This is a genomic window from Candidatus Pelagadaptatus aseana (assembly GCF_040362265.1).
Taxonomy (GTDB): Bacteria; Pseudomonadota; Gammaproteobacteria; order Pseudomonadales; family Cellvibrionaceae; genus Pelagadaptatus; species Pelagadaptatus aseana.
The window spans coordinates 183,300-209,784 of the sequence record NZ_BAABNJ010000005.1 but is presented as its reverse complement, the minus strand read 5'-3'; the positions used below and the strand labels follow the sequence as shown (position 1 = coordinate 209,784).

At 54.9% G+C, this 26,485-nt stretch carries 23 protein-coding genes and 1 other RNA gene; 13 read left to right on the top strand and 11 right to left on the bottom strand.

The features are described from left to right. Positions 1 to 39: 39 nt before the first annotated feature. The 3 genes from ACPXV9_RS09580 to ACPXV9_RS09570 are packed head-to-tail and all read right to left on the bottom strand — an operon-like array spanning position 40 to position 3,920. Complete coding sequence (locus ACPXV9_RS09580) at positions 40 to 870, bottom strand: SAM-dependent methyltransferase (RefSeq protein ID WP_423896254.1); 831 nt, start codon at positions 868 to 870, stop codon at positions 40 to 42. After that, entirely contained in the window at positions 867 to 2,177 is a 1,311-nt protein-coding gene (locus ACPXV9_RS09575) for an FAD-dependent oxidoreductase (RefSeq protein WP_423896253.1), read from the bottom strand. Before ACPXV9_RS09575 ends, ACPXV9_RS09580 begins: the two co-directional genes overlap by 4 nt. A 36-nt stretch (positions 2,178 to 2,213) precedes the next feature. Continuing rightward, positions 2,214 to 3,920: a phytoene desaturase family protein gene (locus ACPXV9_RS09570; protein WP_423896252.1), complete on the bottom strand. Its 1,707-nt coding sequence runs from the start codon at positions 3,918 to 3,920 to the stop codon at positions 2,214 to 2,216. A gap of 97 nt (positions 3,921 to 4,017) precedes the next feature. Here ACPXV9_RS09570 and ACPXV9_RS09565 point away from each other — a divergent pair, with 97 nt between their 5' ends. Further along, positions 4,018 to 4,560, top strand: coding sequence for a PadR family transcriptional regulator (locus ACPXV9_RS09565; protein ID WP_423896250.1), 543 nt, complete (start codon positions 4,018 to 4,020; stop codon positions 4,558 to 4,560). A gap of 13 nt (positions 4,561 to 4,573) precedes the next feature. Here ACPXV9_RS09565 and ACPXV9_RS09560 read toward each other — a convergent pair whose 3' ends face one another. The 4 genes from ACPXV9_RS09560 to ACPXV9_RS09545 are packed head-to-tail and all read right to left on the bottom strand — an operon-like array spanning position 4,574 to position 9,064. Next, positions 4,574 to 5,800 (bottom strand): UbiH/UbiF/VisC/COQ6 family ubiquinone biosynthesis hydroxylase, encoded by a 1,227-nt coding sequence (locus ACPXV9_RS09560; RefSeq protein WP_423896248.1) that lies wholly within the window; start codon positions 5,798 to 5,800, stop codon positions 4,574 to 4,576. Positions 5,801 to 5,841: 41 nt separating this feature from the next. Next, entirely contained in the window at positions 5,842 to 7,086 is a 1,245-nt protein-coding gene (gene ubiH, locus ACPXV9_RS09555) for a 2-octaprenyl-6-methoxyphenyl hydroxylase (RefSeq protein WP_423896246.1), read from the bottom strand. Beyond that, on the bottom strand, positions 7,086 to 8,405 hold the full coding sequence (gene pepP, locus ACPXV9_RS09550; RefSeq protein ID WP_423896244.1) for a Xaa-Pro aminopeptidase: 1,320 nt from the start codon (positions 8,403 to 8,405) through the stop codon (positions 7,086 to 7,088). The genes ubiH and pepP overlap by 1 nt, the downstream gene beginning before the upstream one ends. A gap of 56 nt (positions 8,406 to 8,461) precedes the next feature. After that, positions 8,462 to 9,064: a UPF0149 family protein gene (locus ACPXV9_RS09545; RefSeq protein WP_423896242.1), complete on the bottom strand. Its 603-nt coding sequence runs from the start codon at positions 9,062 to 9,064 to the stop codon at positions 8,462 to 8,464. 200 nt (positions 9,065 to 9,264) lie between these two features. Between ACPXV9_RS09545 and ACPXV9_RS09540 the strand changes: the two genes are divergently transcribed. From ACPXV9_RS09540 to ACPXV9_RS09520, 5 genes are all read left to right on the top strand, one after another. Continuing rightward, positions 9,265 to 9,471: a TIGR02449 family protein gene (locus ACPXV9_RS09540; protein WP_423896240.1), complete on the top strand. Its 207-nt coding sequence runs from the start codon at positions 9,265 to 9,267 to the stop codon at positions 9,469 to 9,471. After that, the gene (locus ACPXV9_RS09535) at positions 9,471 to 9,764 is read left to right on the top strand and encodes a cell division protein ZapA (protein ID WP_423896239.1); all 294 of its coding nucleotides are present in this window, start codon (positions 9,471 to 9,473) and stop codon (positions 9,762 to 9,764) included. Before ACPXV9_RS09540 ends, ACPXV9_RS09535 begins: the two co-directional genes overlap by 1 nt. Before the next feature lie 87 nt (positions 9,765 to 9,851). Then, a non-coding RNA gene (gene ssrS, locus ACPXV9_RS09530) (6S RNA) lies at positions 9,852 to 10,029 on the top strand. A 38-nt stretch (positions 10,030 to 10,067) separates the two neighbouring features. Beyond that, positions 10,068 to 10,655, top strand: a complete 588-nt coding sequence (locus ACPXV9_RS09525; RefSeq protein ID WP_423896237.1) for a 5-formyltetrahydrofolate cyclo-ligase — start codon at positions 10,068 to 10,070, stop codon at positions 10,653 to 10,655. A 5-nt stretch (positions 10,656 to 10,660) separates the two neighbouring features. After that, positions 10,661 to 11,098 carry an MmcQ/YjbR family DNA-binding protein gene (locus ACPXV9_RS09520; protein ID WP_423896235.1) on the top strand — a complete coding sequence of 146 codons (438 nt, stop codon included), beginning with the start codon at positions 10,661 to 10,663 and terminating at the stop codon, positions 11,096 to 11,098. Here ACPXV9_RS09520 and ACPXV9_RS09515 read toward each other — a convergent pair. Continuing rightward, a complete protein-coding gene (locus ACPXV9_RS09515) occupies positions 11,050 to 12,153 on the bottom strand; it encodes an endonuclease/exonuclease/phosphatase family protein (RefSeq protein ID WP_423896233.1) in 1,104 nt (367 codons plus the stop codon). The genes ACPXV9_RS09520 and ACPXV9_RS09515 overlap by 49 nt on opposite strands. Before the next feature lie 71 nt (positions 12,154 to 12,224). Between ACPXV9_RS09515 and ACPXV9_RS09510 the strand changes: the two genes are divergently transcribed. From ACPXV9_RS09510 to ACPXV9_RS09480, 7 genes are all read left to right on the top strand, one after another. Continuing rightward, positions 12,225 to 12,644 carry a LexA family protein gene (locus ACPXV9_RS09510; protein WP_423896231.1) on the top strand — a complete coding sequence of 140 codons (420 nt, stop codon included), beginning with the start codon at positions 12,225 to 12,227 and terminating at the stop codon, positions 12,642 to 12,644. A 77-nt stretch (positions 12,645 to 12,721) separates the two neighbouring features. Then, positions 12,722 to 13,711, top strand: coding sequence for a metalloregulator ArsR/SmtB family transcription factor (locus ACPXV9_RS09505; protein WP_423896230.1), 990 nt, complete (start codon positions 12,722 to 12,724; stop codon positions 13,709 to 13,711). A gap of 39 nt (positions 13,712 to 13,750) precedes the next feature. After that, positions 13,751 to 14,962 carry a methionine adenosyltransferase gene (gene metK / locus ACPXV9_RS09500; RefSeq protein ID WP_423896228.1) on the top strand — a complete coding sequence of 404 codons (1,212 nt, stop codon included), beginning with the start codon at positions 13,751 to 13,753 and terminating at the stop codon, positions 14,960 to 14,962. Between the two features lie 38 nt (positions 14,963 to 15,000). Next, the gene (ahcY, locus tag ACPXV9_RS09495) at positions 15,001 to 16,383 is read left to right on the top strand and encodes an adenosylhomocysteinase (protein WP_423896226.1); all 1,383 of its coding nucleotides are present in this window, start codon (positions 15,001 to 15,003) and stop codon (positions 16,381 to 16,383) included. A gap of 54 nt (positions 16,384 to 16,437) precedes the next feature. Continuing rightward, complete coding sequence (gene metF, locus ACPXV9_RS09490) at positions 16,438 to 17,289, top strand: methylenetetrahydrofolate reductase [NAD(P)H] (RefSeq protein WP_423896224.1); 852 nt, start codon at positions 16,438 to 16,440, stop codon at positions 17,287 to 17,289. An 8-nt stretch (positions 17,290 to 17,297) separates the two neighbouring features. Further along, positions 17,298 to 18,038 carry a 16S rRNA (uracil(1498)-N(3))-methyltransferase gene (locus ACPXV9_RS09485; RefSeq protein WP_423896222.1) on the top strand — a complete coding sequence of 247 codons (741 nt, stop codon included), beginning with the start codon at positions 17,298 to 17,300 and terminating at the stop codon, positions 18,036 to 18,038. Positions 18,039 to 18,115: 77 nt separating this feature from the next. Then, positions 18,116 to 18,979, top strand: coding sequence for an HDOD domain-containing protein (locus tag ACPXV9_RS09480; protein ID WP_423896220.1), 864 nt, complete (start codon positions 18,116 to 18,118; stop codon positions 18,977 to 18,979). Here the strand turns inward: ACPXV9_RS09480 and ACPXV9_RS09475 are convergent. Genes ACPXV9_RS09475 through ACPXV9_RS09465 form a run of 3 tightly spaced genes read right to left on the bottom strand, consistent with a single transcriptional unit; the run spans position 18,976 to position 26,475 of the window. Further along, positions 18,976 to 19,461, bottom strand: coding sequence for a chemotaxis protein CheW (locus ACPXV9_RS09475; RefSeq protein WP_423896218.1), 486 nt, complete (start codon positions 19,459 to 19,461; stop codon positions 18,976 to 18,978). The genes ACPXV9_RS09480 and ACPXV9_RS09475 overlap by 4 nt on opposite strands. Next, positions 19,458 to 20,399 carry a chemotaxis protein CheB gene (locus tag ACPXV9_RS09470; RefSeq protein WP_423896217.1) on the bottom strand — a complete coding sequence of 314 codons (942 nt, stop codon included), beginning with the start codon at positions 20,397 to 20,399 and terminating at the stop codon, positions 19,458 to 19,460. Before ACPXV9_RS09470 ends, ACPXV9_RS09475 begins: the two co-directional genes overlap by 4 nt. 10 nt (positions 20,400 to 20,409) lie before the next feature. After that, the gene (locus ACPXV9_RS09465; protein ID WP_423896215.1) at positions 20,410 to 26,475 is read right to left on the bottom strand and encodes an Hpt domain-containing protein; all 6,066 of its coding nucleotides are present in this window, start codon (positions 26,473 to 26,475) and stop codon (positions 20,410 to 20,412) included. Positions 26,476 to 26,485: the final 10 nt, after the last annotated feature.

The following is a 26,485-nucleotide window of genomic DNA, read 5'->3' as shown; positions in this document are numbered from 1 at the left end:
GGCGCCTTTTTTATTGCCCAAATTTATGGCCTGGGTGTATCACAGGCCTACGGCGCCAGTCTTGTCAGCGGTCACCACAACATAACGCAGCAGCTGTTGCTCATAGGCCCAATCCAAAAAGCGCGCGGTCGCCTCGTACTTCAACCAGCGGCGACGAGGCATTAGCGCGGGATTATCACTTCGGAACTGTTGCAACCAGAAACGGAACGCTGGCATAACATGGGCACTGATGTCTTCGAATTCAATAGCGCCAAACCCGGCACCAGCCAGATCATCATGATAGGTCTGTTGCGACACCATGTTACTTCCCGGAATCTGAGACAATCGGAACATACCCCGGGCCACCAAAGCCGCGGCCCCGGTATACCCCTCACCCAGGACAAAATCTGTCAGACCCATTCGCCCCCCTGCCGGCAGCAACTCACTGGAACGCTTTAGGAATTCAGCTCGAGAAGGAAAGTGATAAGCGCAATCGAGCGCAACAACCCGATCCACGCTCTGACCACTGGCCGCAGCCCAGATATCACCGCGACCCACACACCCCTGCCGCAAATCAGCGCGCGACGCCAATTGCGCCTGACGGATCCGCTGCCCGGCATAGGCGGTCTGGCTACGAGAGTAATTGACGCCAAACAGCCTTTGAACCCGGAATTGCTGCAACCACAACAACAACTGATCACCGCAGCCAAAACCGGCATCCAGCACCACCGACGAGGATGTCAAACCTACCCGGGCCCCCAGCAGCAACGCCATCTCCCGACAAGCCCCGGAGTAATCATCACAATTGTGCCAATAACCGAGATTGCCCCAGGCCTGCCCCGGGGTATTGAGCGGCAACTCCGCCAGATCATAAAACTCCCCGAGGTTCACGCTTCAAGCCAAGGGGCGGTAACCCCCAAAGACCGGGCGATGGCGACTGTGGAATCCACCGCGGCATCCAACAACGGAATCTTGTCCGCCAGATAAGAGCCACAAAACCACAAATTATTGCTGGGCTGCTGCTGCAATTGGCGCAACTGAGCCATGGCCTCACGGCTCTCGTGGGTGACCACCGGGCGGGTAAATTGCACCCGGGTAAGCTCGGCACCCTTGACTGGATCCGCGATGGGATTCCAGGTTTGAAACACTGGCGCCTGATGCCGGAAACGGCTGATGGCCTTGGTTAAATCCACCGATACTTCGGCTCTTGTGGCCCCCTCGGGTGCGACATAGGTAACCGGTGACAGAGGCACCGTGGCTTTGGGTAGCAGGCCCCGATCGGTGTGCACACTCATCGTCGATGTTTCAAAAGGCACCTTCGCCAGCAGCTCACGCTGGGCTTCAAACCCGTCCAGCATGCTGGCCGCCTGCTGCGCCTGCGAAGCCACTACCACATGGTCGAAATCTGCGATCTCACCCGATTCCGCTTCAACCCGGAGTCCGTCTCCGGCCTCAACCACTCTGGCGACGGCGCAGGAGGTCTTAACTTCAACCCCCTGCAGCAGCCGCGGCACAATATCGTCCACCCCCTTGGCGGCACTCATGATGCCAAACTCCCGGACGCCACAGGTCAGATACCCCAGCATCATATCGGCCGGATAATTGAGCACGCTCTGGTAGTCACAGGTACAGGTTACCGACAGGATCGGCAACAACACGCCATCGACGAACGACTGACCGGCACGGGTTTTCTTCAGGTACTCACCAAACGTCTGTTCTGACAGATTGCGACACCAGCGCAGATCCAGCTGGGCCCGCTTGAAAAACCACTGGCTTTGTAACGCAATCCGCCAGGCTCTTGGACTCACCAGACTCTTACCCTTGGGCAAACTGAAACCCATGGACCCGACATCCAGATTGCCATAGTGAAAAAACAGCTTGCGATCACCATCGGCAAAAGCACCGGAGTGATCACTGCTTTCTACTTCAACGCCAATTTCCCGGTACAGCGCCAACAGGTGATCGTAATAGCCCCGGCAGAAAATGCGCAGCGGCACGTCCACCCGGGTCTCAATGCCATTACTGAGGTAATCGACGGTAAACACGCCCATACCGGCGCGCGGCTGACTCTCGTAAACGGTGATGGCAAATTTGTCTTTCAACAGCCAGGCAGCGGAAAGGCCGGCAATGCCGGTGCCGATAATGGCCAATCTGGGCTTGCGCCCGTGAACCGCGGAATCAGTCTTGGTATCGGTCATATTACTCTTTCAGTATTTGAGAGCCAGAGGCAACTGCTACGTCACCTCAGGAGCCTCGGATTGATAATTTTTTAACTGGGCCATAACTTTTTTACCGCCACGCAGACCCAGCATGTTCATGGTGGTCATCAACCCCGACATCAGGGCACCACCGACCCCTGCAGTCATGGTATCCGCACCGGTCATATAGAGGTTTTTGATCGGCAATTGCGAATGCAAAAAGGGCTTTTCAAACCGATCCACAAAGTGATCCAAGCCATAAATTTCACCGCGCTTGTTGAGCTGGAAATGCTGCGTGGACAACGGTGTCGACAGCTCGAAGTAATCCAGCGCGTCACGCAACTGGGGCATGCGCTCGAACAACTTTTCGAGCATGCGCTCAGCCAAGGCCTTTTTGTAGGCCTCATAGTCATCCCCTCGCTGATTCCAGGTGGTGCCCTGCCATGCCTCAAAGCGGCTCATGTCGGCCACGGACACCAACTCCACCGTCGACTTTCCGGGATAACGGCTGTCCCACTCCGGGTCTTTGGTGGAGGGAAAGGACACGTAAACCAGCGGCAACTCGTTGGTTTCATCGTCACGATAGCGCGCCATATTACCTTCGTGATCGCCACTGGGGTAAATCCACAAATTGGTGGTCGACAAACCCAGCTCTTTGGCGCTGCCTTTGAAACCCGCATAAACGCAGACCGATGCCGATGAATAGTCCACTTCAGAAGTCCACGCCTGCATCTTGTGTTCGCGCCGGTACTCTTCGGGCACCAGACGTTTGACGGTATTCATAAACCCGGCATTACTGACGACCTTGTCCCCGTGAATCACACTGCCATCGACCATTTTTACGCCAGTGGCCCGGCCTTTTTCAACCACCACCTGATCCACTTCGGCGTAGGTAAAGACTTCGCCTCCACTTTTCTGGATGGTCGGAATAATCTCCCGGGCAATGGCACTGGAGCCCCCAACGGGATAGGCACCACCGCCCAGAAAGTGTTTGGCGATCAATGCGTGCATCACAAACGCCGCATCACTGGGCACCTGCCCGTAATCACCCCATTGGCCGGTCAATACAGAGATCAGCTCCTGATTGTCCGTCAGGCCTTCCAACACGTCGCGGGTCGTCATATAAAATTCTTTCGGCACCAGCCGGCGACGCAGCCGATTGTACAGACGCCCCATGCGCCGAGGCATGGCCTGCCCGGCAAAAAATTTCGGCGTGCTGGAGCTGACATTGCGAATCAGGGCCACATACTCACGAATGGCCTGTTCCTCCTGCGGAAAATAGCCCGTCAGAGTCTCGATAAAGTTATTGGCCCCGGCGACAAAATCGTATTCGCGATCGCCTAAAATAATGCGGTCATAGACCGGATCCATTGCCTGCCACTGCAACCGCCCTTCACTGATGACATCAAACACCCGACGCAGGGTTGAGTGCGGCTTGTGCACCTCGCCAATGTAGTGAACACCAACATCCCATTCATAGCCCTCGCGCTCGTAGGAATGGGTAAAACCACCTGCGGTGTAGTGTTGCTCCAACACACAGACCTTGAGCCCCTGCAAAGACAACAGTGCGGCATTGGCCAAACCACCCATGCCGGAGCCAATCACAATGGCATCATAGTGCTCGCTGGCTCGTCCCGGGCGGTAGCGCTTGCCGGTACGCACACTGACTTTTTTGCTTTTGAGTTTTTTCCGATCTTTATTCCCGGGCTGCGTGTTTATTTCTGCTGTCGTGGCTGTCGTCATTATTATCACCTCGCTATCATTGAGCAGAAACTATCATCGACCCTATTTATATGCAATTATTTGCATATAAATTATTTATGACAACAACCGGAATAGCATGTCCCTGAAACACACACTCCTGACCCTGCTCAATACCGAACCCGGTAGCGGCTACGACTTACAGCAACGCTTCAAGAACCGTCTGGGTTATTTCTGGAATGCCAGCCATCAGCAGATTTATCAACAGCTGAAAAAAATGCTGGAGCAGGGCCTGATTGAATTTACTCTGGAGCCTCAGGCGGGCAAGCCCGACCGCAAGGTTTATCAACTGCGGCCAGCCGGCGAACAGGAACTGCTGCAATGGCTGCAACAACCAGCCAAACCCAACAAGATCAACGACGCACTGCTGGTCAAGCTGTACGGAGGTGACCTGTTACAACCTCAGGAATTGATGGCGGAGATTGAAGAGCACCAGCAACTGCACCGCAAAATGCTCGATACCTTTCTGGCTTTGGAAGCAGAGTATCTGGCCCTGCCGGCCAGCAAACAAACACCGTTGAAGCTGCCCTATCTGACTTTGCGGCGCGGCATCATCGGCGAGGAAGCCTGGCTGCGCTGGGCTGAAGAAGCCAAAGTGACGATTAATGAACTGACGGAGTAACCCAGATCGCGGGCTACAGGCCCATGGCCTGTTTCACAATCAGATTTTTCAGCGCGCCCAGATTGTTAACTCGGCGCATGCCCTCATTGCGAAGCCAGCGCAACGGCAGATCATCGGAACCAAACAGGGTTTTAAAACCCTCCATGACCGCCATCATCCCCAGATTGTGCCATTTGCGATTGCGCTGATAGCGCTTGAGTATGGATGGCTCGTTAAGGGGTAAGTCACGACGACAGGCGCGGATAATTTCCTCACTCAGGGCAATCACATCGAGAAAACCCAGATTCACCCCCTGACCAGCCAGGGGATGGATGGTGTGAGCGGCATCGCCAATCAACGCCACCCCCGGCAGGATATACTCCTTGGCGTGTCGCTGGCGCAGTGGAAAACTGAAGCGCTTGGCCACTGCGGTAACGTCACCCAGGCGCCCCTCGAAGGCGTCACCCAGACGCTGACAAAAAGCCTCATCAGACAATGCCATCAGTTCTTGTGCCACCTCGGTTTTAGCAGACCAGACAATGGAACTGTGGTATTCGTCAAAATCGGCCTGAGAGCCAACTTGCAGCGGCAAAAACGCCAGAGGACCGATCTCGAGAAAGCGCTGCCAGGCGGTGAATTGGTGGGGCTCGCTGGTGGTCACCGTCGAGACGATGGCACTGTGGCCATAATCCCACTCACGGGTCTCCATATTGAGAATACCGCGCACTTTTGAATGGGCACCATCAGCCGCAATCAGCAGTTTGGCTGCGACGCTGCGGCCATCTGCCAACTCAATCAGCGAAGCACCGTCGCGGGGGTTATGACTGAGCTGACTGAGCTGTGCCGGATGGAGTAACTCAATCCCCGGATGGTCCTGCATCTTTCGCCACAACAGGGATGTGATCACACTGTTTTCAACAATGTGGCCTAGGCATTCTCGCTGCACTTCACTGGCATCAAACTGAATATCTCCGGTGCCCTCGGCGTCCCAGACATGCATACGCTCATAGGCACAGGCCCGCTGCCGCAGGACATCGTGCCAAATACCAATATCTTCCAGCAGTTCCTGAGAGGCGTGGGTTAAAGCCACTACTCTGGGATCAAACTCGGTGCCCGAAGGGGACGCTGCAGGTTCGCTCGCCTCAATCAGGCCAATGCTTAACGCCTCACAGGCCGGATGTTCAGCCAGAGCGCAAGCCATAGCGCCACCCACCAGGCCGGCACCAACGATCAGCACATCAAAATGCAGGTCTGCTGTCATATTAGAATCACCGCTGTTCATAGATCACTGCTGAATCCAAATTATCGATGGAAAACGGGACGGCGAGAAGCCTGCCCCATGGTCTGAGACGCCAGTAGCTGCTTGGCACCCGGCAGAGTTTCCAAACCAAGAAAACCCAATGCTCTGAGTCCCGCCGAGGGCAAAGCCCCGGTACTGAACAGACGGGTTAATTTGTCACTGAACTGAATGGTCGCCTGCTGATCGAGTTGTTGCTGCTGTTCATACTGCTGTAATACCTGCAGCGAGCCCAGCGGCTGGCGCTGCCTTCTGGCCCGGGCCAGCACACTGGTCAGGGCAGCACAATCGCGCAGTGCCAGATTGAACCCCTGACCGGCCACCGGATGCAGAAAGTGCGCGGCATTGCCCATCATCACCAGCGACGAGCGCACCTGCTCTTTTGCGACCAGCAACTGCAACGGGTATGAATCCCGCTTACCGACGCTCTTAAAGTGACCGAGACGAAAGCCGAAGCGCTGCTGCAATTGCGCCATAAACGCGTCGTCATCGAGCGCCAACAGAGCATCAACCTGGTCTGTCGGCTGAGTCCAAACCAGCGCACTGTCACAGCCGTTTTCACCACCCAATGGCAACAATGCCATAGGGCCCTGATCGGTGAAGCGCTCGTAGGCGACACAATCATGACGCTCATTCAGGGCCACATTGGCAATAATGGCGGTCTGGTGATAGGTCTGGGTATCGACCCCGATGCCAAGCCCTGCACGCAGGGGCGAATCGGCACCGTCAGCAATAACCACCAACTGGCTCTCGATCCGTCCGCTTGCATCGGCAGAGGCATAATCAATATGAGCCCCCTGAGCCAGCGGAGTAACCCGCTCGACCGTGGCCGGAGCCAGTAATTCGACGTTGTCGAGCTCATGTAGATGCTGCAATAGCACCCGTCCCAACCAGGCATTGGCGACCACGGCGCCCACCTGTTCCAACCCCATTGCACTGGCATCAATCAGGCTGCCACCAAAATGCCCCCGGTCAGACACGTGCACTTGCTGGATTGGGGTTGCCGCCTGGGACAACTGATCCCACACGCCGATCCGCTGCAGTAATTCGATACTGCCATATGCCAATGCCGTTGAGCGATCGTCAAAACTGGGCTGATGGATGGCCTCTCCCGGACCGGGCAACGGAAACCCTTCAACCAGCACCACCTGCCAGCCGGCATTGGCGTGCGCCAACAGCGCCGCCATGGCCGCCCCCACCATACCACCACCCACGATGGTGATATCTGCCTGAGATTGGATCTCAGTCATCAGCCAGTCTCCGCCATCAGCGCCTCTATCTCAGCCACTGTTTTGGGTACATCGGCGGTCAGAATCTCACAGCCATCTTTGGTAATCAGAACGTCGTCTTCAATGCGTATGCCGATGCCACGCCATTTGGCCTCAACATTGAGATTGTCCGGCGCCACGTAAATGCCGGGCTCAACGGTCATACACATCCCCGGTTCGAGCACTCGCCACTCGCCGCCTACCTTGTAATCGCCCACATCGTGCACATCCATACCCAGCCAGTGACCGATGCGATGCATATAGAACTCTTTGTAATCTTCGTTTTCTATCAGCTCGTCAATCTCGCCGCGCAACAACCCCAGCTCCACCAGCCCTTCCGTGATCACTCGAACCGAGGCTTCATGGGGATCATTCCAGTGGTTATCGGGCTTGATCTCAGCAATCGCCGCCTCCTGAGCCTTGAGCGTCAGCTCATACAGTGCCTTCTGTTCTTTGGAGAATTTACCACTGACGGGAAAAGTGCGGGTGATATCAGCGGCGTAGTGATGCAGCTCGCAGCCCGCATCAATCAGCACCAGATCGCCTTTGGCCAGCTTCTGGGTGTTATCGATATAGTGCAATACACAGGCATTATCACCACCGCCAACGATGGTGCTGTAAGCGGCAAAGCGGGCGCCGCTCATGGCGAACTCATGCAGAATTTCCGCCTCCAACTGGTACTCATAGGCTCCGGGTCGGCAAAACCTCATGGCGCGGCTGTGAGCTCTGGCAGAGATTTCACCCGCCTCGCGCATGATCTTGATCTCTGCGGCACTCTTGTACAGGCGCATATCATGGAGGAAATGATCCAGATCGAGAAACTCACCCGGAGGCGTTGCGCCACTGCGCACCTTGGCGCGGATGGCGTTGACCCAGCTCATCACCTGATGATCGAAATCTGCGTCTTTGCCCATGGCGTAATAGACCCGCTCGCGGCCTTCAATCAGCCCCGGCAGAATGTCGTCAATATCATCAATAGGAAAGGCGTCATCTGCTTTGTATTCACTGACCGCCCCTTCGGGGCCAGCGCGATAGCCGTCCCAGATCTCGCGCTCGCGATCCTTCTCCCGGCAAAACAGCACAAACTCGCCATGCTCGCGCCCCGGCAGCAACACCACCACCGCCTCGGGCTCGGGAAATCCGGTCAGGTAGAAGAAATCGCTGTCCTGACGGAACAAATAGTCGGTATCACGGCTGCGTGATTTTTCAGCAGCGGCAGGCAGAATGGCAATACTGTTGGGTTCCATCTGCTCCATCAGCGACTTGCGACGGCGCTGAAATTCTTTTTTGGCAATGGTCATAGGTTGTTGTCTAAGTATCTAAACAGGTGATGTTATTATGGGACGGAAAGCCGTGGTTAATGAACCGTGGGAGTCTGCTCCTGATTCTCCTCTTCGCCACCGAAGTCGGTGAATAAGGTCAGCACGGCCATGCGCACATATTCCGCAATCTCCATCAGATTGGCCTCAGCCTCCTCGGCCTCCTCATCAGCACCGTCACCAATACTGACAATCGCAGCCATATCACGCAATGCATCGGCCGCATCCTCGGAAAACTTGGCATTGGGATCAATCCCGGCACTGCCAAAGCCGGTCAGAAAACCATGGCACCACTCACCCAGCGCCCGGGCACGGTCTTCAAGACTGGCATCATCGTCAGGTAACAACAGTTGAAAGCTGTAACCCTGATCCTGCAGTTGCGCCAGAGTAACATGATAGAGTCGAGCCAGTTCGGCCTGTGTTTTACCCTCCGGGTCGCTTTCAACGCCGTGTTCTTCATTGGTAATCACATCCAGAAACTCCAGCGCCTGAGCCAACCATTCCTCGGAATCGAGGCGTAAACCACCACACAACTTGCCCGTGAGCATGCCATGCAATTCAGCGGGGCTGTTGAGCGCACCCACCGGCACCAACAAATGATTTAGGTATTCAAAACTGATCAGGGATTCGACAGAACTCATAATTTTCTTCTCGCTACAGAGGCCGCCATCCTACCACGATTGCGTCTTTCGCAAGCGACATCCCTGCTGGAAAATAATTTTCTTCTATAATTACGCATTGTTAGCCAACAAAAGCTAGAATTTACTTCAACATTCATTGACCGGATATTCACTGAATCTTATAGTTATGTGGATATCCCAGACCGCCGGTGCACTTCCCCATGACAGATCAATTGCTACAGACCCTGGAAAGCAAGCTCGAACAGCTTCTGACACGGTGCAACCGCTTGCAGGAAGAAAATCAGGCCTACCGCGCAAAAGAAACCGAGTGGCAACAGGAGCGCACCCGTCTGGTTGAGAAAAACGAATTGGCCCGCAACCGCGTGGAAGCCATGATCACCCGTCTGAAAAGCCTGGAAACTGACTGATGAGCAACGACACGGTTTTTGTCAAAATTCTCGACAAGGAATACCAGATCGCCTGCCCCCCCGAGGAGCGCGAGGCCCTGCGTCAGGCCGCCCAGAATCTGGATGACCGCATGCGAGTTATCAAAAGCTCCGGCACAGTGATCGGGCTTGAGCGCATTGCCGTGATGGCGGCGCTGAATCTCAGCTACGAGCTGCAGCAGGCCTCCGAGCAAGCGACCAAATCTACGCTGGATGAGGATCGACTTGAAAGCCTGAGCCAGCGTATCACTCAGGCACTGGATCAGTTGGACTGACAGGCAAACACCCTGCCCCACCTCAAATCACCCTTTTTCACAGATTACAAGTCTACTCAGGTTCACCGCAGCCGCGTTATAATGACGACAACCCTGAAGTGTTGGCCAGCCGACAAGTCCTCGAGCCGATAATTTTTATCCCGGGTGTGTCTCGCCAGTGCCAGTGTGCATGTCCGCATGACGGAAAGCCTTCGGCATTGCAGGTGCTCCCACCTTGAACCCTACGGTTCAAGGCCAAGTTGGCAGCGGCACTCTCGGGGCCTAATAATCCCAATCGGATGGCACCCATAATGGCAACTCGGCATGGATGATCGCCAAAAGCTCAGACAGGAATTGCGTCAGCGCCGCCGCGCCCTGACCGGTAAACAGCAGCAAATCGCTGCCCAGAGCCTCTGTCGCCAACTGCGTAATCAGCTTTTCTTCCTGCGCGCCAGACACATAGCCATCTATCTGCCCAACGACGGCGAAATAGATCCGCGGCCGCTGATGCAAACTGCCCTGACCATGGGCAAAAAGTGTTATCTGCCGGTCCTCTATCCCGACGGCCGCCACATTCTGCAGTTCCTGCCCTTCGACAACGACACCCGCTTGCAGGATAACCGTTTTGGCATTCCCGAGCCCTGCGTTCGGCAGCAGCATCAGCACAAACCAAAATATCTGGATCTGGTATTAATGCCTCTGGTCGGTTTTGATGCCAGGGGTGGTCGCATGGGTATGGGCGGTGGTTTTTACGACCGCACCTTTGCCTTCCGCCAGAATCCCGCTTGTCACAAACCACGCCTGATCGGTCTGGCACATCAATGCCAACAGGTTCCCCATCTGGAACTGGCTGACTGGGACATACCACTGGACGCTATTGCCACAGACAACCAGCTGATCTTTCCGGAGTAATCGTTATGAACTTCGAGCAAGCCCATCGCTATTTTCTCAGCAAGCCCGAAGCCACCGAAGACTTTCCGTTCTACCCGGATGTACCGGTGTTCAAAATCCGGGGCAAGATGTTTGGCCTGCTCAGCTATGGCAGCAAGGGCAAAGCCAATGCCGAGATTGCCCGCATGAACTTGAAATGTGACCCGGAGCAGGCCCTGACCCTGCGGTTTTTCTTTGATGCAGTAAAACCCGGTTATCACATGAACAAGAAGCACTGGAATACCGTCATGCTCGACGGATCGGTGCCGGAATATGACCTCCGGCAAATGATTGATCACTCCTACGCACTGGTGGTCAAAGGCCTGAAAAAAAGCGAGCGTAGATCGCTGGAACTGGCCTATGGCACTGAAGCGCTCTACGGCTCGACAGCGCCCATGGAAAACACACCGACCACGGGCAAGTGATCGGACACCTCCAGAGTATCGCGCTGGCGCACATGGCTGTGCAGAAGCTGCCAGTCGCTGCTGTAAAACAAATAATCGATGGTGCGGTCCGGCCCGGTCACCCGAGTATCGTTGGGGAAGTGGGTATACCAATTCGCCACCCGAGCCGAGCGCAGATCCTCCAGTGACGGGATTGCGCCATAACGGTCATACAATGGCTTGATGGCCGTTGGCTGCTCAAACGAACCAGTGCCCGCCTGCTCAATCGAAGCCAACTGCAGCCCGCCATCGGGGGGCAGCATATTAAAGTCACCACCTGCCACCCAAGGGATATTATGCTGCTCAAGCTCTTTTACACGGGCTTGGACCACCGCCAATTGTTGCCGCAACACTCCAGTGCCATCAGCCCAGGCGTCAAAGTGGGTATTGAGCAGCGCCACGGTTTTGCCCTGATACTCAATGCGGGCTTCCAACAATGCGCGCTGAAAATAAAAGTGTTGTGACACCGGATCCATCGGCATCCGCGGCAGCTGATAGCGATCCGCCGATACAATCGGGTGACGGGACAAGGTTACCAGCTGCATACCCACCGGCCCGTTGATTTTAGGATGCGGTATATAGTCCGCCTGCCAGTAATACGCAGACGCCACACAGGGGAACGCCGCATCACCCAAACGCTGTTGCAAAGCCTTGATCTGATCGCGATAGTGTGTCCTCACATCATTGCCGTCATTCACTTCCTGCAACAACACCGCATCCGGATTTTCATCGCGAATCAGAGCCGCGACCCGATCCAGCGTCAGATCAATCGATTGCTCACTGGGGCGAACGTCAGGGCCGCCGTCCATGTCAAAGAAAAACACATAATCCTTACCCGCCATAAACTGCACATTAAAGCTCATGACCTTGAAGCCGTGCTTATCAGTATCCCTTGAGACTTCGGCGCGGCAATCACTGTCAGCGGTTTGGACATCAGGGTAAACCGGCACACCCAACCAGACCCACAATGCCCCGCCCATAACGGCCAGCATCGCGCTCGCCAGCCAAATCGTTAACCGCCCTCTTGATCCACTCATAGCGCCAGCACCTGTTGGCAATAACTGCTGTTACCCATATACTGTATATAAATACAGTTCTGGTGATTGTTATGATTCTTACCGAAACCTTCCCTGCCGAAATAACCAGCCAATTCGAACTTCCCCTGATTCTTCACAGTGGGGGCTCAGATTATGACACGGGCGGTGATGACAAAGCCCCCGGCATGGATCTTAACCAACAACTGCTGCGCCAACCGGATAAATCTTTTATCAGCCGCGCCAGCGGTAACGCTCTGTATAAACAGGGCATTCTCGACGGCGACCTGTTGATTGTTGATTGCAGCCTGTCGCCGCAACACGGTGACATAGTCGTTGCCGCTCTGGAAGGTGAATTGATCTGTCGCCGTCTGGATTTACGCAACAGCCTGCTCACCAGTGACGATGAGGACCTCGAGGACCTGCCGCTGCAGGACTGGGCTGACCTGCGGATTGAAGGCGTGGTAGCCCACTCCATAACCCAGCATCGCTAGAAACCAATCGGCGCCTCCAGATAAACCTATATCAAAATATTTTGATATAGGTTAAATGTGCTGCTAGACTGGCAGCCATGTCATCATCAACTCCCCTGCCCATTGAGGCTCAGCAAGCGACCAATCTTGAGTTGGCGGCCCTGTTAAAAGCGGCCGGCGACCCTTTGCGTCTGGATATCTTGCGCCTGCTGGGTCGCGACTCGCTGGGCGTAATGGAGTTAAGCCGCATCTTTGACGTCAAACAATCGGGCATGAGTCACCACCTCAAAGTGCTGGCCAACGCCAATCTGGTAGTCAGCCGGCGAGAAGGCAACTCGATTTTTTACCGTCGTGCCCTGCCGCAGTTTCAACACCAGGAGCTCATCAAAGCCCTGTTTGACAGTGTTGACCTACAACCGCTGAGTGCGGACAACCAGATCGGCCTTGGCAAAATTCAGGAAGAACGGGCCCAGGCGTCCCGTGATTTTTTTGCCAATAACGCCGAGAAATTCCGTGAACAGCAAGACCTGATTGCCAGCTACCCGGCCTACGCTGAAGCCGCCTTGGAGATGCTGGATTCCACACCACTGTCAGCGCGCCAAGCCGCTCTGGAAATAGGCCCCGGGGAAGGGCAATTTTTAAAGCCACTGAGCAATCGGTTTGAGCAGGTTATTGCACTGGATAATTCAGCCTCGATGCTGCAGCAGGCCAAAAACTTCTGCCACAAAGAGCAACTCCAGAACATTGAATTTATTCACGGTGACACCCGGGCTGCGACCGAACAGCATCTCAAGGTCGACTGCATCGTGCTGAACATGGTGCTGCATCACACACCATCCCCGGCCAGCATCCTGCTGGACGCCAGTACCTTGTTGAACCCTGGCGGCGCCGTGGTGATGACCGACCTGTGTCACCACGATCAGCAGTGGGCCAAAGAGGCCTGCGGAGATCTGTGGCTGGGACTTGATCCCGATGATTTAAGTAACTGGGCCCGTCAGGCGGGCCTGACTGAAGGGGAAAGCCAGTACATTGCCCTGCGCAATGGCTTTCAAATCCAATTTCGACAATTTTTTAAGCCCGCCCACTGACCTTTGGCGGATAAGCTTTGTAAACAGGAGCAAACAAGCATGTCTGAATATTCCGTATTTACCTCAGAGTCCGTCTCTGAAGGCCACCCGGACAAAATGGCCGACCAGATTTCCGATGCGGTTCTCGACGCCATCATTGCCCGCGACAAACACGCCCGTGTCGCTGTGGAAACACTGGTAAAAACCGGCATGGCCATTGTTGCCGGCGAGGTCACTACCTCCTGTTATGTGGATCTGGAAGATATCATTCGCGATGTCATTACCGACATTGGTTACGACAGCAGCGATGTGGGCTACGACGGCGCCACCTGTGCGGTACTCAACGCCATCGGCAAGCAGTCGGTTGATATCAATCAGGGCGTGGACCGCACCAAGCCCGAAGATCAGGGCGCGGGCGATCAGGGCCTGATGTTTGGCTATGCCACCAACGAAACGCCGTCCCTGATGCCGGCACCGGTGTACTACTCACACCGTCTGGTTGAGCGTCAGGCGCAACTGCGCAAGGACAAGGTGCTGCCATGGTTGCGCCCGGACGCCAAGAGTCAGGTCACTCTGCGTTATGAAGATGGCAAGCCAGTGGCCATCGATGCCGTGGTCCTGTCCACCCAGCACAACCCTGAAATCAGTCAGGAAGACCTGAAAGCCGCGGTCATGGACAACATCATTACCCAGGTACTGCCCGCCGAGCTGCTGCATGAAGGCACCCAGTACCACATCAATCCAACCGGCAATTTTGTCATCGGCGGCCCGGTGGGCGACGCCGGTGTCACCGGACGTAAAATCATTGTCGACACCTACGGCGGCATGGCCCGTCACGGTGGTGGCGCCTTCTCCGGAAAAGACCCCTCCAAGGTGGATCGCTCAGCCGCCTACGCCGGCCGCTATGTTGCCAAGAACGTGGTAGCCGCCGGTCTGGCAGACCGCTGTGAAGTGCAAGTGTCCTACGCCATTGGCGTGGCAGAGCCAACCTCCATCTCGGTAAACACCTTTGGCACCGGCACCGTAAGTGACGTTAAGCTCATCGAAGCCATTCGCAAGGTATTTGATTTGCGCCCTTACGCCATTACCCGCGTATTGGATCTGGAGCATCCCATGTATCAACTGACGGCAGCCTACGGTCACTTTGGCCGCGAGCCGTTTGAACACACTTACACCTGGACTGAAAACGGTGAGGAAAAATCCGAGACCTTCACCGCCTTCACCTGGGAAAAGACTGACAAGGTGGATGAGTTGAAAACGGCTATTGCCTAACTCTACCGTCTGATTAATTTATATTTTTGGAGTCGACAATGACCAATTTTACCGATTACAAAGTGGCTGACATCAGCCTGGCCGACTGGGGCCGTAAAGAAATTGATATCGCCGAAGGCGAAATGCCGGCACTGATGGCTCTGCGCCGCAAGTACAAGGATGCACAACCTCTGGCTGGCGCCAAGATCATGGGTTGTATCCACATGACCATTCAGACCGCTGTGCTGATTGAAACCCTGGTAGACCTTGGCGCTGAAGTGCGTTGGTCTTCGTGCAACATCTTCTCTACCCAGGACCACGCTGCCGCCGCCATTGCCGCCGCCGGTATCCCCGTGTTTGCCTGGAAAGGTGAAACCGAAGAAGAATTCCTGTGGTGCATCGAGCAAACCATCCTGTCGGAAAAAGACGGCAGCGAAGTCTGGGATGCCAACATGATTCTGGACGACGGTGGCGACCTCACCGAAATGGCTCACAGCAAGTATCCGGCTATGCTGGACAAGATTCACGGCATCTCTGAAGAGACCACCACCGGTGTCCATCGCCTGCTGGAAATGATGGAAAAAGGCGAACTGAAAGTGCCGGCCATCAACGTTAACGATTCGGTCACAAAATCCAAGAACGACAACAAATACGGCTGCCGTCACTCCCTCAATGACGCCATCAAGCGCGGCACTGACCACCTGTTGTCCGGCAAAAAAGCGCTGGTTATTGGCTATGGCGATGTGGGTAAAGGCTCTGCCGCCTCCCTGCGTCAGGAAGGCATGATCGTAAAAGTAACCGAGATTGATCCCATCTGCGCCATGCAAGCCTGCATGGACGGCTTTGAAGTGGTTTCCCCCTACAACAATGGCATCAACACCGGCGAAGTAGCGGACATCAACACCGAAGTACTGGGCACCACCGATCTGCTGGTAACCACCACCGGTAACGTCAATGTCTGTGATGCCGCCATGCTGAAAACCTTGAAAAACGGCGCAGTGGTCTGCAACATCGGTCACTTTGATAACGAAATCGACACGCAGTTTATGCGCGACAACTACGAGTGGGATGAGATCAAGCCACAGGTACACAAGATCTATCGCAACAAGAGCGTCAATGATCACCTGATTTTGTTGTCTGAAGGCCGTCTGGTGAATCTGGGCAACGCCACCGGCCACCCATCCCGTATTATGGACGGTTCCTTTGCCAATCAGGTGCTGGCTCAGATCTATCTGTATGAGCGCAAGTTTGCCGATATGATGGAAGCCGAGAAAAAAGAAAGCCTCTACGTTAAAGTACTGCCCAAGAAGCTGGATGAAGAAGTGGCTCAGGACATGGTCGAAGGTTTTGGTGGCGTGATCACCAGAATGACCCAGACTCAAGCCGACTACATCAACGTTGACGTTGATGGCCCCTTCAAGCCCGAAAGCTACAAGTATTAAGCAGTAACTCGCCTTACCCACGGCCGTGGGTAAGGCTCATAAGAGATAACAACTATGAGCAACGACCAGAACGCTCCAAGACTCAGCTTTGAATTTTTCCCGCCAAAAACCCCCGAGGGAAAAACCAAGCTGTTGAAAGTTCGCGAAGATCTCAGCGAACTCAATCCGGAATTTTTCTCCGTCACCTATGGTGCCGGTGGCTCAACCCGCGATAACACCAAGGGCATTGTCACCGAGTTGCGTGACCAAGGTATCGACGTCGCACCGCACCTGTCGTTCGGTGGTGATACCGAAGACACCATCAAAGAATTAATCAGCGAGTATCAGGCGGCCGGTGTTAAACGCATTGTCGCGTTACGCGGTGACATGCCCTCCGGTATGGGCGGTTCATTCCAGATGGTATACGCCAACCAGCTGGTGGCCTTTATCCGCGAGCACTTCGGAGATCACTTTGAGCTGGAAGTGGCGGCCTACCCTGAAATTCATCCCGAAGCGCCAAGCTACGACGATGATATCCGCTATCTGAAAGGCAAGTTCGATGCGGGCGCCAACAGCGCCATCACTCAGTATTTCTACAGCCCAGATGCCTTCTTCTACTTTATGGATCAGTGCCAGAACGCCGGCATCACCCAGCCCATCTATCCGGGCATTATGCCGATTCTGAACTACAAGAATCTGGTGCGTTTCAGCGACAACTGCGGTGCCGACATTCCCCGCTGGTTGCGTCAGCGGCTGGAAAGCTTTGGTGACGACACCGCCAGCCTGCAGGCCTTTGGCCTGGATCTGGTGACCGAGCTGTGTGAGGTATTGCTGGACAACGGTGCCCCCGGTCTGCATTTCTACACCATGAATCAGACCGAACCGACCGCCACCATTGTCCGCAATTTGGGCCTGTCCGGTAGCTGACTGGCACCATGCGCGTACCCAGGATTTATACCGAACGCCCCCTCCAGACAGGCCAACAGGTCGAACTTGAAGCGGGGCCATCGCACCATATCACCAAGGTATTGCGCATGGGCGAAGGCCGGTCATTGATCCTGTTCAATGGCACAGGCGGTGAATTCACCGGTCAGATCATCAGTGCCAGCAAAAAAGCGGTCACGGTTGCTATTGAGTCATTTTCTGCCTCCGACCGCTGTTCTCCTCTGACCATTCATCTGGGTGTGGGACTGTCCAAAGGCGACCGCTTTGAATGGGTACTGCAGAAAGCCACGGAGCTGGGAGTCAGCCAGATTACTCCCCTGTTTACCGAGCGCAGTGAAGTCAAACTGGCGGGCGACCGTCTCGCCAAAAAACTGGGGCACTGGCAGCAAATCATCATCTCCGCCTGTGAACAGTGCCAACTCAACCGACCACCCCAGCTGTTGCAGCCACAGCGCTTTGACAAGTGGCTGCCTACACTCACCGAGCAGGCCCGGTTTGTCTTGCATCACCGCAGCGATCAAAATCTTGCCTCTGCATCACCCGCAACATCGGTTGCTCTGGCCATAGGACCTGAGGGCGGCCTCAGTGAGCAGGAAATTGAATCAGCGTTACAACAGGGCTTTCAGCCCCTGACTCTGGGGCCCAGGGTGTTTCGCACTGAAACCGCACCACTGGCGGCCATCAGTGTCCTGCAGTACCTTTGGGGGGATCTCAACAGCAGCAAAAGCTGACCATCCCCCCGCTGCAACCAACAAGCCAATGCCGCAAAACCGACTAAACTGGGACTATGCAACAAGGACGCACCCAAATGGCCGAAGTGGCAACCTATTCAATCTACAGTACCTGTATCAAACAATTGATGCAGGAAACCCAGCACCTGCCCAGCCTGCCCTCTCTGACCCTGAAGATCCGCAGCACCCTGACCAGCGAAAACGTCAATCATCAGCAACTGGGTGAACTGATCTCCCAGGATGCCAGCCTCTGCGTCTGGATTATGCGGGAAGTGCAAAGCCCGGTTTATCTGACGGCAGAAAAGCCCAAAACCCTGTTTGATGCCATCAGACTGCTTGGACTGGAGAATCTGGGGCGCATTGTCACACTGCACGGTTTAAAAAGTCTGTTTGTGTTCCAGCGGCCTAAATTACAGCAACTGTTTGATCGCGCCTGGCAGCGACAATTGTTCAAAGCGTCTATTTGCCGGGTACTGGCAACCAAACTGGGTTACCGCCCCATCGAAGAGGCGGTGGTTACCAGCATGCTGACGGAAGTCGGTACTCTGGCCATTCTCTCGGCCCTGACCGATGCCGAAGAGATCCCGTCACAAACCACTTATCTGCGCCTGTGCCGTGAGTACAGCAAATCCCTTGGCGCCATTGTCCTAAGAAAATGGGAGATTGATGATCACTACTATCAGGCGCTGACCCACAGTGGTAACTGGCACTATCATACGCCCTATCAACAGGGCGTACCGGGCCTGAGCGAAGTGGTGAATCTGGCCCTGTATCACAGTGTCACTCTGCGCACCCGCAACCCCAGCCTGCCGCCTCTGGCGGAGCTGCCAATGTATCAACATTTACCATCTGAAATGCGCCGGCTGGATCGCCGCGGGCTACTGTGTATTGTCACCGAAGACCTGCAGAGCATCCTCGATGACACCAAACGAATGCTTTAGCTGGATCGTTGCCAGTCGAGGTAAGCCTGCTCCAGAGAGGCAACTTCAGGAATCACCAGATCCTCACCGTTGAGATTGACTCTGGCCTTTTCAAAGCTGTTGGCCGGACCATCCTCCTGCATGGTGAGCTGCTCTTCTGTTACCCGTTCCAGCTTTGGAATCCCCACGGTGGGCACCGCAATAAACGGCAGTTCATCGCTGATGCCGGTGTGGTTTAGCACCGCCACCCGGCTGTATCTGCCGGCATCCGGCAGAGCCTGACCAGTGAGCAACTCCAGTGACAACATGGGCACTTGCTGATTGCGCCAGGAAAACCGGCCCAACAGCCAGTCGGGAGCATCGGCAATGGGTTCCGGGCGGGCATAACCCACAATCTCTGCCACGGTGACTGTAGGCATCAGCAGCACCTTGTCACTGAAAGGCAGCATCAGGCTGGGTACATCCGCGGGCAAATAATTTTCCAATGCTGGTCTGCTTGTCACGTTGTTAACTCTCTTTCTCGCATAAATTCAGTTAATCGGGCCGCCAGCCCCTGCGGTGAAGCGATTACCTTGACCACTCCGGTATCCAGTGCAGCGTCGGGCATGGAGGAGATGGTACAGGTTGCCGGCGATTGCACCCACACCTCTCCACCCTGCTGGTGGATCATGCGAATCCCGGACGCGCCATCATCGGCCATTCCGGAAAATACGATGGCTCCACAGCGGCCGCCATAACTGCGCGCCACATTGGCGAACACCTGATCAATGGATGGGCTGTAGGCGCCGGGCCAGCCCCCCTGTTTCAGACACAGCGTGCCATTTTCAAGCAGCTCCACCCAATCATTATTGGCGATGATGGCCGTTTTATTCGGAGGCAACACATCACCATGAGTGACCGGATAAGCCGGATAGTGGCCATGCTTGTTCACAATGTCCACCAGCGTCTGCTCGTAACCCGGGTCTATGTGCTGTACATAGATAAAACCTACCCCGAGCTCCGCCGGCAGCGCCTTAAAAAATTCTTTTACCGCTTCTGGCCCACCCGTAGAGGCGCCCAGAACCCAGATAAACGGGGCGGCGCCTTCCGGATGCTTGCCCAAATTGATGCTGCCCTGCAGCTGGTGCAACTTTTCCTGAATGCGTCGCAACCAAAGTGCCTGTTCCTCACCGGTTAGAGACTCATGCAGCTCACTCACAATCACGGGTTGATCCAGTGTCAGCAACCAATCCTCGAGATCCCGGTTATGTGGCTCTGCGATGGCGACATTAACCAGCCAAACATCCGCCGCTGTTGCCTCCAGCAGGCCCGGATTGGCAATAGCCTCGGTAGCCAGATGGCAGTCTTGCAAATGGTGGCCACTGTCATCGACCAATGACCGCAGAACCTGAGCCTGATGCTCACTTTCTACCAGCAGCCCCAACTGCAGAGGATGAGACACAACCAACCCGCTATGAATCAATCAGTGTCTGAATGTTTTCCAGCAAGACCTCTTCCTGATAGGGCTTACCCATATACATGTTCACACCCAGAGACAGTGCGTGCTCTCTGTGCTTGTCACCGGTTCGCGACGTAATCATGATAATGGGAATGTCTTTCAGGCGACTGCTGGAGCGAATATTTTTAGCCACCTCGAAACCATCCATGCGCGGCATTTCAATATCCAGCAACATCACATCGGGAATATGGTCCTGCAACATCAGTAGAGCATCGGCACCGTCTTTGGCGGTATAGACCTCGTAACCCTCCCGCTCCAGCACCCGGGACGTCACCTTACGAACGGTCACAGAATCATCAACCACCATGACGGTTTTCATGGCTTCGCGGTCTTCGGCCTGAGGCGACAACAGGATATTACCCGAGTGCTGCTCCAGTGCCGCATCCTGACGAATCATGGCGTGCAGATCGAGAATGATCACAACGCTACCATCACCCATCACGGTCGCACCGGACAGGCCAGAGACACGCTTGAATTGTGAGCCGATATTTTTCACCACGATTTCCCGACTGCCCATCAGCATATCCACCTGCATGGCTACGGTGTGTTGCGGCGAACGCACCAACACGACCGGCAGCGGCATCGCCTGGCCTTCCAGCTTGGGATAGGCATCGGAGTGCAACAGCTCGCCCAGGTAACGCACTTCGTAACGCTCACCGGCGTATTCAAACCGGGCATCCGGATTACTGTAGTAGTGCTCCAACTCGAAGGGGCTAACGCGCACAATACCTTCAATACTGTTCAACGGAATGGCAAAGCGGTCATCACCCACCCGAACCATCAGGGCGCGGTTAACCGAAACGGTAAATGGCAGGCGCACGGTAAACTCACAACCCTGACCTTCCATGGAATTGATATCCATGGAGCCACCCAGCTGTTTGATTTCAGAGTGCACCACATCCAGACCCACACCCCGACCGGAAATCTGGGTTACCGCCTCGGCGGTGGAGAAGCCCGCATGCAAAATAAACTGCATGATTTCCCGGTCATTCAGATTGGCGTCGGGTGTCATTAGCCCGCGCTCAATCGCCTTCTCCCGGATGCGGTCAATACTGACGCCGCGACCATCATCGATTAAACGCAGCACCACATCGCCGCCCTCGCGGCTAAGGCTCAGAACCACCAGACCGGTTTCAGACTTGCCGGCGGCCAATCGCTCTTCGGGGGATTCGATACCGTGGTCTACGGCATTGCGCAACATGTGTTCCAGCGGCGCAACCATGCGTTCCAGTACCGTACGATCCAGCTCACCCTCGACGTTTGCCAGCTCGAAATTGATTTTTTTGTTCAGCTCATTGGAAACCTGCCGCACGATCCGACGCAGTCGTGGCACCAGCCTTGAAAAAGGTACCATGCGAGAGCGCATCAGGCCTTCCTGCAGCTCGGTGTTAATGCGCGACTGCTGCAGCAACAATGTCTCGGTATCGCGTGTTTTATCGCTCAACGTGGTCTTCAAATCGAGCAAGTCGGATGCCGATTCGATCAAGGAGCGAGACAACTGCTGCAGCTGCGAGTAGCGGTCCATTTCCAATGGATCAAAATCTTCTGACTCGGCCATCTGTTCCTGACGGAACAATACCTGCGCCTCGGTTTCAATATCAAGGCGACGCAGCTGTTCTTGCAAGCGCAGAATAGTGGAGTCCATTTCCTCAAGAGTGAAGCCCATTTCACTGAGCTGCTCCTCGGTTCGTCCACGGCTGATGGAAGTTTCACCCGCGAGATTAACCAGTTCTTCGAGCAGCTCCGCAGATACTTTGACTATTTCCTGTGGCGCGCTGCGTTTTACCGCCAGCGCCGCAGCGGCATTGGAACCCGCAACAGCCGCTTGCTTGGCAGCATCTGCCGGCGATTGCAGCTCACCTTTGGGCTCAGAATCGGTGCCACTGACAACCGGAACATTGTCTTTCGGTTTGAAAGGTACAACCGTCCCCGACTCATCGGCCGGAGGCTGCTGGACAGGCGTATCAACCACCTCAACTGTCGCCGCTTTTACCGCCACCTCTTCATGCTCGGTGGTATCGGCTTCAATGGTCAGCACGCCATTGAGATCAACCCGATTACCGGCAGAGAGAGACTTAACTGTCTCCACGCCCTTTAACAGAACATCCTGATAGCGATGCACCCGGGCAAAGAAAGCATCATTGACGGCCGTGTTGTCATCGAGGTTAATCAGATAGGTTTCAAAGTTGTGAGCCACATCACCCAGACCCATCATACCGGCAAGACGTGCACCACCCTTGAGCGTATGCAGCACCCGCTTCAATTCAGTCAGCGGCTCGCTCAGGGCCCAATCGCCCTCCCAATCGCCCACGAACTGCTCAATTTCTTCCATCAATTCGTCGGCTTCTTCGGTAAAGATCTCGACGATATCCAGATCAATATCGTCCGGCAAATCATCTGCCCCAACCAGATTTTGTGGCTCTGGCTCTGGCTCTGGCTCTGCAGCAATATCCTCAACGGTACTGGTATCAGCCTCCAGTTCGGAATCGGCAATCACATTGATAAACTCTTCGGCGATATCCGAATCAAGCTCCGGCGATTCTTCTCCTTCCTGAACTGGCGAGCTATCGGAGGATTCCAACTGTGCCTCACTCAAACGCTCCGCCAAATCCTGAAGGTCGGTAATCACCAGTTCATTGAGCGGCTGTAAGTTTTGTCCTGCGGCAACCGCATTAACCTGATCAAGCAAGGCTTCGTGAGTATCCTGTAACAGGCTGAAATCATCTGATTGCAGATGCCGGACATCATCGCCCGCAGATTGATAGACCGCCTCCAGCAATCGACTCATCTGCGCCATCTCCGGTAAACCGGCCTGCTCTGCCCCATTGGCAAGTGTTTCCAGCTCCTCGATTAATGGAGCCAGTTTTTCTACATCCTCTGGCTGAGATTGCCAGTGATCCAATAATTGATCGACATCCAACAGCAGATCCATGGCTTCGGCCATGAATATGGAGAGTAACTTGGGATCCACTGTTTTGGTGCCGGCTTCTGTCTCTTCGCGCTGGCGCAGCATTGGGCCAACCGAGCGGTCTTTCAGCTCGGCAACGCGGGCCAGAAACTGTTCAAGTCTCGGAATATTAATGGGTTGTGATGTGCGAATCTGCTCCAGTACGGCTTCGGTGTATTCCACTGCGTCCTTGAGCAGTTGCAGAATGTCTTCGTCGATATTGACCAGATAGGTGCGTAGCTCTTTGACGAAGCGCTCCAGCGGAGTCGCCAATTCGGCCACTGGCACAACATCCGCCATATGGGCACTGCCCTTGAGCGTGTGCAAGGCCCGTTGCAAACTCTCACTGGGCGGTAAAAACAACGGAGCCGCTTCGTCCATATCCGTCAGGAATTCACCCACCGTATTCAGGTGAGTCTCTGCCTCAGACACGAAGATGCTCCAAAGCGCATCTCGCTCTTCATCGGCGTCTTCGTCCGATGCTTCTTCAGCATCCTGTGCTTGCTCCATGGAACTGTCAGCCAGGGACGCTTCAGAGTCTTTCGCAAATGGCGAACCACCTTCGCGCAATTCATTGGCCGGCACCAATTCAGGAGGCACCTCACCCTTAGCCAGTGCATCACCCCACTCACTGAGCTGCTTGATCTGGTCAAGGTGGGGCGTCGCTTCTGCTGCGGCAAAGGCAGCAATTAATTCAGGCAACAGGGTCCTGACTCGGGTGATCAGGTTGGCCTGAGCACTGTGGGGCTCAACACCGCCATCCATAACCCGATTGAGCATATTTTCAATAGCCCAAGCCAACTCGCCAATATCGTTGGCCTGCACCATCCGGCCACTGCCTTTGAGGGTATGGAAAGCACGGCGAAATTCGGTCAGAGCATCTCGATCGTCAAAATCTCGGGCCCATTGAGGGAAATACTCGTCAATCGCTTCAAGGACTTCACCGGCCTCTTCAACAAAGATCTCAACAATTTCCGGGTCGACCTCATCGGCATCTTCGTCTTCATCCGCAATCGCTTGGCCCATCTCATCGGGCTGGCTGGCTGCCACTGAGTCAGACGACAATTGTTCATCGTCGCTGTCTTCTGCAGCGGTTTCAGACTCGGTCAAAAGGCCGCCGACATCGGCAATTTCAACAACTTCGCTGTCAATTCCTGAATCATCCAGAGCGTCATCAAACGCCTCTGCATCCACCAGAAAGCCAGATTGTTCTTCTGCGTCTATTTCAATTTCGATATCAGCTTCAAGCTCAGGGATACCAGGATCGTCATCGTCAGCAACTTCTGGCAGAGCTTCAATTTCGAAAGATTCAACGTCCGCCATCTTTTCCAGAACCGATTCGGCATCAGCATCACTGTGCTCGTCAGTGCTATCTGTAGAGGCAATGGCCTTGTAGCCGGAAACCGGGTAGCCAAGAGAAGCCACACTGTTTTCAGCAATCGCCATCAGGCTCTCGCCTTCTTCGTCGGCGTCATCAGCCAAGCGCTCGAGATAGTACTCAACACTGGAAATGGCATCAGCCAGGGTATCGAGCTGTGCCCAATCCGGGGGACCGTCAGATTCAATCAACTCGCGTTTGATGTAATTACTGCAACTCAACAAAATTGAGGATGGGCGAGCCAGAGGGATCATGCTCAGACCACCGCGGGTCTCATTGAGCAGATCCGGCACCATCATCAGATGGGCAACATCCCACTGAGACGCGATGTACTCAATGATGGCCTCTTTGGCTTTTTCCAGATCGTTGCGGGCTTCCCGCAGGACCGTCTCCTGGGCATGGCCAATCTCAATGCGGGCAGTTTTGTCGGCGGAGCTGCCACCAATCACGGCTCTGGACGCAGCCGCTGTCATCGCCGTTAGGCGCTGCTCCATGGAAATCATCTCGCTGGCGATTCCCATCAATAAATTGGCCGGCGGTTCACCACCCTCCTGATATTCCTCAAGGGACTCAATCTGGGTCAGCACCTGTTGACGCAGATCCGGTATGCCGATTAACTCAAGGGTATCGGCCACCCGGCGCATGACCGGCAAGGCATCATCAACGGCGGTATGATCACTGCCGGAAATACCTATATCCAGTGCGTGTTTGATAACTTCCAGCTCATCTTTAAGGGCTGCGACCACAGTTTCCATGGTTTCTGGGTCGAGCAGGCTCTGACTATTGGCACTGAAGTCTTCATCCGGCAAGGCCTGGCGCACGCCATAGCGCTCTCTGAGCTCTTGGGTTTTTGCCGTAGAAGCATCACTGCCACACAGGTAATAAAGAAAATTCTTGGTCAATGCTTCGGAATTGTGGCTGTCAAAAGCCGCCTTTCCGCCTTCCTGCAGAACCCGCAACTCCCGATCCAGACGTCGCAACAAAGATTTCAGCGCAATGCTCGGTTCCAACAATCCCGCTTCCAGCGCCAGTCCCACCTCCTGAACAATTTCCCAGAGTGGATAACGGGCAGTACCCTGAGCCAGAAAGCCAACCCGGGAAAACACCTTGTTGAGGTAGCCAATATTTTCTTCGGGGTTGGCATCGCGAATATAGGCCGCCGCCGCATATTGAAACATCTTGCGGAGTTTCTGCAGCATCGATTGCAACTGCACTTCATTGTCCAGCGCACCGGCAGGTGCTCCCTGAACATCCTTCATTGCCGACAGGTCAGGAGCAAACAGGCGAGTTTCAGAGAACAGGCGTTCACCACGCACCGCGCGTAAATCATTTAACAGCGGTAACAACAGAGTAGGCTCATCCCGACGGGTGACCTTGGTTTGCTCCAGATAGATGGGTAAATGCAGAATGGCCCGCATCAACACTTCCAGTGCATCACGCTGATGAGCCACTTTACGATCCATCAGCGACTGGGCCAGTATTTCCATTTCTTCAGCCAACAGCGCGGCACCGGCAAATTCAACCATCCGCAAGCTGCCGTGCACCTGATGAATATGGGTCAGGCAAAAACGGATTCGCGTCGAGTCCTCGGGGTTTTCAACATAGGCTTCAAGCGCCTGCTGCGCCTGCTGTAAGGTTTCTTCGATTTCGCCTATGACCCATTCAAGGGCTGCATAATTGCGGTTATCTGCCATTCAGGCATCC

Coding starts and splice junctions, on each gene's coding strand:
- ACPXV9_RS09575 (WP_423896253.1), bottom strand. CDS start 2,177: ATGACCGATACCAAGACTGATTCCGCGGTTCACGGGCGCAAGCCCAGA.
- ACPXV9_RS09570 (WP_423896252.1), bottom strand. CDS start 3,920: ATGACGACAGCCACGACAGCAGAAATAAACACGCAGCCCGGGAATAAA.
- ACPXV9_RS09565 (WP_423896250.1), top strand. CDS start 4,018: ATGTCCCTGAAACACACACTCCTGACCCTGCTCAATACCGAACCCGGT.
- ACPXV9_RS09560 (WP_423896248.1), bottom strand. CDS start 5,800: ATGACAGCAGACCTGCATTTTGATGTGCTGATCGTTGGTGCCGGCCTG.
- ubiH (WP_423896246.1), bottom strand. CDS start 7,086: ATGACTGAGATCCAATCTCAGGCAGATATCACCATCGTGGGTGGTGGT.
- pepP (WP_423896244.1), bottom strand. CDS start 8,405: ATGACCATTGCCAAAAAAGAATTTCAGCGCCGTCGCAAGTCGCTGATG.
- ACPXV9_RS09545 (WP_423896242.1), bottom strand. CDS start 9,064: ATGAGTTCTGTCGAATCCCTGATCAGTTTTGAATACCTAAATCATTTG.
- ACPXV9_RS09540 (WP_423896240.1), top strand. CDS start 9,265: ATGACAGATCAATTGCTACAGACCCTGGAAAGCAAGCTCGAACAGCTT.
- ACPXV9_RS09535 (WP_423896239.1), top strand. CDS start 9,471: ATGAGCAACGACACGGTTTTTGTCAAAATTCTCGACAAGGAATACCAG.
- ACPXV9_RS09525 (WP_423896237.1), top strand. CDS start 10,068: ATGGATGATCGCCAAAAGCTCAGACAGGAATTGCGTCAGCGCCGCCGC.
- ACPXV9_RS09520 (WP_423896235.1), top strand. CDS start 10,661: ATGAACTTCGAGCAAGCCCATCGCTATTTTCTCAGCAAGCCCGAAGCC.
- ACPXV9_RS09515 (WP_423896233.1), bottom strand. CDS start 12,153: ATGAGTGGATCAAGAGGGCGGTTAACGATTTGGCTGGCGAGCGCGATG.
- ACPXV9_RS09510 (WP_423896231.1), top strand. CDS start 12,225: ATGATTCTTACCGAAACCTTCCCTGCCGAAATAACCAGCCAATTCGAA.
- ACPXV9_RS09505 (WP_423896230.1), top strand. CDS start 12,722: ATGTCATCATCAACTCCCCTGCCCATTGAGGCTCAGCAAGCGACCAAT.
- metK (WP_423896228.1), top strand. CDS start 13,751: ATGTCTGAATATTCCGTATTTACCTCAGAGTCCGTCTCTGAAGGCCAC.
- ahcY (WP_423896226.1), top strand. CDS start 15,001: ATGACCAATTTTACCGATTACAAAGTGGCTGACATCAGCCTGGCCGAC.
- metF (WP_423896224.1), top strand. CDS start 16,438: ATGAGCAACGACCAGAACGCTCCAAGACTCAGCTTTGAATTTTTCCCG.
- ACPXV9_RS09485 (WP_423896222.1), top strand. CDS start 17,298: ATGCGCGTACCCAGGATTTATACCGAACGCCCCCTCCAGACAGGCCAA.
- ACPXV9_RS09480 (WP_423896220.1), top strand. CDS start 18,116: ATGGCCGAAGTGGCAACCTATTCAATCTACAGTACCTGTATCAAACAA.
- ACPXV9_RS09465 (WP_423896215.1), bottom strand. CDS start 26,475: ATGGCAGATAACCGCAATTATGCAGCCCTTGAATGGGTCATAGGCGAA.